Genomic DNA, 4,202 nt, shown 5'->3' on the forward strand with positions numbered 1-4,202 from the left:
GGGCCCGGCCGCTGGCGGCTCGGGCCCTGGCAGGACAGCTGGAGCCCTCGACAGCACGCCGACGCCGTCGAGGCGGTCCGCGCCGCCATCGGCCGCGGCGACGTCTACCAGGTCAACGTCGTCGGCCACGCCGCCGCCGCGTACCAGGGCGACCCGGCGCCGGCGCTGGCCCGTCTCGCCGCGCTGCCCGGCGCCCGCTACGGCGGCACCCTGCGCGGCGACGGCTGGGCCGTCGGCTGCGCCTCCCCGGAGACCCTGGTCGAGGTCACCCGCGGCCGGGTGATCACCCGGCCGATCAAGGGCACCCGCCCGGCCACCGCCGCCGGCCACCGTGACCTGCTCGCCTCGGCCAAGGAACGCGCCGAACACGTCATGATCGTCGACTTGGAACGCAACGACCTGGCCCGGGTGGCCCGCACCGGCTCGGTGCGGGTGGACGAGCTGTTCGCTGTGCGCCGCTGGTGCGACCTGTGGCAGGCCGAGTCGACGGTGTCCGCGGCGCTCGCCGACGGCCTGGGCCTGGCCGACCTGCTGCGCGCGGTCTGCCCCGGCGGGTCGGTCACCGGCGCGCCGAAACTCGCCGCCCTCGACCGGATCGCCGCCCTGGAACCCGTCGGCCGGGGCGCCAGCATGGGTGGCCTCGGCTGGGTCGGGCCCGGCCGGGTCGACCTGGGTCTGACCATCCGCACCGTCGCCGCCGACGCCGGGCGGCTGCACAGCTGGGCCGGCGGCGGCATCACCTGGGACAGCGAACCGGCCGCCGAGGTGGCCGAGGCGGCCGCCAAGGCCGCACCGGTGCGCGCCCTGCTCGCCTCCGGCTGACTTTCGCACCCGGCACCGTACCCCGTACCGTACGGCGGGTCGCTAGGGTGGTGGGCGTGAGCGTCGAGTACAGCGGCACCGGCGACCCCGCCCGCAGCCTCGCCCTGCTGTGGCGGACCCGGGAGAAACCCAGCCGCAAGGGCGGCGAGCTGAGCGTGGACCGGATCGTGCGCTCCGCCATCGAGCTCGCCGACGCCGACGGACTGGCCGCGCTGTCCATGCGCCGCGTCGCCGAGCGTCTCCACGTGGGCACCATGTCCCTCTACACCCACGTCCCCGGCAAGGGTGAGCTGCTCGACGTCATGCTCGACACCGTCTACGGCGAGACCGCCCGCCCGCAGGACGTCCCCGGCGGCTGGCGTGGCCGGCTGGAGCTGATCGCCCGGGAGAACTGGGCGCTCTACCTGCGCCACCCGTGGCTGCTGCAGGTCGCCACCACCCGCCCCCCGCTGGGCCCCAACGTCACCGCCAAGTACGAGTACGCGCTGCGTGCCGTCGAAGGCGTCGGCCTGACCGACCTGGAGATGGACGCGGTGGTCACTCTCGTCGACGGCTACGTCCACGGCGCGGTACGCGGCGCGGTGGAGGCAGCCCAGGCCGCCCACCGCACCGGCATGACCGACGAGCAGTGGTGGCGGGCGCACGCCCCGTACCTGGAGAGGGTGGTGGACCCCCGGCGATACCCCACCGCCGCGCGGGTCGGCGCCACCGCCGGGCAGGAGTACCAGGGCCCCTCGGACCCCGCCCGGGTGTTCGAGTTCGGGCTGGCGCGCATCCTCGACGGCGTGGCCGTCCTGATCGGCGCGCGCGGCGGGTCACCGCCGCGGCCGACGCGCGGATAGTCTTCTGCCCATGACCGTACGCCCGATCCGGATCATCGGTGATCCCGTCCTGCGCACCGCCTGCGCACCGGTGACCAGCTTCGACACGGAGTTGCAGCGTCTGGTCGATGACCTGATGGACACCCTGCTGGGCGCGCCCGGGCGGGCCGGAGTTGCCGCCCCGCAGATCGGCGTCGACGCCCAGGTGTTCGTCTACGACGCCGACGGCCACCGCGGGCACATGATCAACCCGAGTATCGAGGTGTCCGAGCAGTCGCAGGACGACGACGAGGGCTGCCTGTCCATCCCCGGCCTGTACTTCCCGACCCGGCGGGCGATGCACGCCACCGTGCGCGGCGTCGACCGGCACGGCGAGCCGCTGACCATCTCCGGCAGCGGCTTCCTGGCTCGCGCGTTGCAGCACGAGACCGACCACCTCCGCGGTCGCCTCTACGTCGACACCCTCCGGGGGCAGACCCGCCGCCAGGCACTGCGGGAGATCCGCGCCGGCCGGTTCGACTCGCCGACCCGCCGGTGACCCGTGCGCCGCGGCCCTGCCACCACCTGCGGCGGGCGGGGCGCCATCAGGCCAGCTCGCGCCGGGTCAGCCGCCCCTCGGTGAAGTCGGCCGCGCGGGTGAAACCGAGTCGTTCGTAGAGCCGGACGGCGGACAGGTTGTCAGCCCGCACGTTGAGCACGATCTGATCGACGTGCGGGCGCAGCCGCGCGCACAGCGCGGCGACCGCGGACGCGGCCATCCCCTCACGCCGTGACGCCGGATGAGTGGCGACGTTTCCCAGCGCCGCCACCCGGTAGGTGGGAGACCAGACGTGTACCCCGGCCACGGCGACGAGCCGCCCGGCCCGGCGAATCCCCACGTACTTCCCAGTGTCGAGCATCCGCGGATCGAACCAGTTGCCCGGGTACGCCTCGGCGTACAGGTCGCGCAGCGCCGACAGGTCGTCGGCGCCGAGCACCTCACCAGCGGGGTCGAACCGGGCCAGTCGCGCCTGGTCGGTCAGCGCCATCCGCAGGTGCCGGCCGCCCCCGTCGACCCGGAACCAGCGGCCCAACAGCCCCTCGATGCCAGGGGAGAGGTGCGCCCACAGCCGGGCAGGCAACACCGGGACCAGATCGGCGACCAGCGCGGCCAGATCGGCCCGGTCCTCCGGCGCGGCCAGCGCGAGCAGCACCGGCTCGGCCACCCCGTGGTAAAGCAGCGCCACCTGCTCGCCGCGACGAAACCACGATGTGTACGGCCAGAAGAAATCGTCGAGATCACCCAACTGATAGGCGTACAGCGCCGGGTCGCGGCGCAGCAGCCCGGCCAGGACGCCACGGTCGTGTTCGGCGCGGACCGGCACGGCTCAGCAGCCCTCCAGGTGCTCGTCGGCCCAGCGGGCCAACTCCTGCAGGGCCGGCAGCAGACCGACGCCGCGATCGGTGAGCTGGTAACTCACCCCCAGCGGAGGCCCCTCCTTGACGGTGCGGCTGACCAGCCCCACACGGGCCAGCTCACCGAGGCGGTCGGACAGCACCGACTCGCTGATTGCGGGAATGGCGCGGGTCAGCTCGGCGAAACCGGCCGGCCCCTGCGCGAGGGTGCCCAGGATCACGCCGTTCCACCGCTTGCCGAGGAACGCGAACGCCCGGGACAGACCACTCGGGCAGGCGCGGGGCCCACTGCTGAGCTGATGGTCGACCGGCATGCCCACCAGCATACGTGGTCCTCGACTCAGCCTAGACACTTCGGAAAAGCTAGCTGCTACTGTCGTGGCAGCGCTTGCCCGATTGTCAGAAAGGAACCCCCGATGACCGACGTGCTGCCCGAGCACCTGATCACCCTGAGCCCCGAAGCCCAGGCCCAGCTGTTCACCGAAGCCCGCACCGCCAACACCTTCACCGACACCCCCGTCACCGACGCACACCTTCGCGCCATCTACGACCTGGTCAAGTACCCGCCGACCGCGATGAACGCCCAGCCCCTGCGGGTGCTGTTCATCCGCCCGGGCGACGCCCGCGACCGGCTACTCGCCCACGTCGCCGAGGGCAACCAGGCCAAGGCCGCCAGCGCACCCGTCGTCGCCGTCCTCGCCGCCGACACCGACTTCCACGAGCACATGGACACCATCTTCCCGATCCGCCCCGGCAGCCGTGAACAGCTCGCCGCCAACCCCCACCGCGAGCAGATGGCCCGGTTCAACGCCACCCTGCAGATCGGCTACTTCCTGCTCGGCGTCCGCGCCGCCGGCCTCGCCGCCGGACCCATGGCCGGCTTCGACAACGCCGGCGTCGACCGGGAATTCCTCACCGACACCAGCTGGAAGTCCCTGTTGCTGGTCAACATCGGCCACCCCGGCCCCGACGCCTGGTTCCCGCGCCTGCCCCGCCTGGACTACGGCGACACCGTCCGGCACCTCTGAGCCCGCCCCCGATCCACCCGCCACGACCACCTCAGCGCGCCGACCACTGGTCCCAACCCAGCTTCGCCACCAACGCCGCGACCACCACCAACAACACCACCCGCACGAACCCCGCACCCCGACGCAACGCCATCCG

At 73.3% G+C, this 4,202-nt stretch carries 6 protein-coding genes; 4 read left to right on the forward strand and 2 right to left on the reverse strand.

Annotated features, from left to right (window positions below; translation table 11 throughout):
• The 3 genes from E1193_RS30285 to def form a co-directional block, all read left to right on the forward strand.
• The coding region (locus tag E1193_RS30285; RefSeq protein ID WP_132186556.1) for a chorismate-binding protein at positions 1-822 on the forward strand (822 nt) is incomplete at its 5' end.
• Between the two features lie 56 nt (positions 823-878).
• Complete coding sequence (locus tag E1193_RS30290) at positions 879-1,664, forward strand: TetR/AcrR family transcriptional regulator (protein ID WP_132186557.1); 786 nt, start codon at positions 879-881, stop codon at positions 1,662-1,664.
• A 10-nt stretch (positions 1,665-1,674) separates the two neighbouring features.
• Positions 1,675-2,181 carry a peptide deformylase gene (gene def / locus E1193_RS30295; protein ID WP_132186558.1) on the forward strand — a complete coding sequence of 169 codons (507 nt, stop codon included), beginning with the start codon at positions 1,675-1,677 and terminating at the stop codon, positions 2,179-2,181.
• A 46-nt stretch (positions 2,182-2,227) separates the two neighbouring features.
• Here the strand turns inward: def and E1193_RS30300 are convergent, their stop codons facing one another.
• Both E1193_RS30300 and E1193_RS32650 read right to left on the reverse strand, forming a co-directional pair.
• Positions 2,228-3,007: a GNAT family N-acetyltransferase gene (locus E1193_RS30300; protein WP_207922934.1), complete on the reverse strand. Its 780-nt coding sequence runs from the start codon at positions 3,005-3,007 to the stop codon at positions 2,228-2,230.
• A gap of 3 nt (positions 3,008-3,010) precedes the next feature.
• Entirely contained in the window at positions 3,011-3,352 is a 342-nt protein-coding gene (locus E1193_RS32650) for a helix-turn-helix domain-containing protein (RefSeq protein WP_207922935.1), read from the reverse strand.
• 102 nt (positions 3,353-3,454) lie between these two features.
• Here E1193_RS32650 and E1193_RS30305 point away from each other — a divergent pair, with 102 nt between their 5' ends.
• On the forward strand, positions 3,455-4,066 hold the full coding sequence (locus E1193_RS30305) for a malonic semialdehyde reductase (protein ID WP_132186559.1): 612 nt from the start codon (positions 3,455-3,457) through the stop codon (positions 4,064-4,066).
• The last annotated feature ends 136 nt before the right edge of the window (positions 4,067-4,202 follow it).

This window comes from Micromonospora sp. KC606, from assembly GCF_004348675.1.
Lineage (GTDB): Bacteria > Actinomycetota > Actinomycetes > Mycobacteriales > Micromonosporaceae > Micromonospora.

What these genes read in the sequence shown, in the direction of transcription:
- E1193_RS30305 (WP_132186559.1), top strand. Translation starts at nt 3,455, where the DNA reads ATGACCGACGTGCTGCCCGAGCACCTGATCACCCTGAGCCCCGAAGCC.
- E1193_RS32650 (WP_207922935.1), bottom strand. Translation starts at nt 3,352, where the DNA reads ATGCCGGTCGACCATCAGCTCAGCAGTGGGCCCCGCGCCTGCCCGAGT.
- def (WP_132186558.1), top strand. Translation starts at nt 1,675, where the DNA reads ATGACCGTACGCCCGATCCGGATCATCGGTGATCCCGTCCTGCGCACC.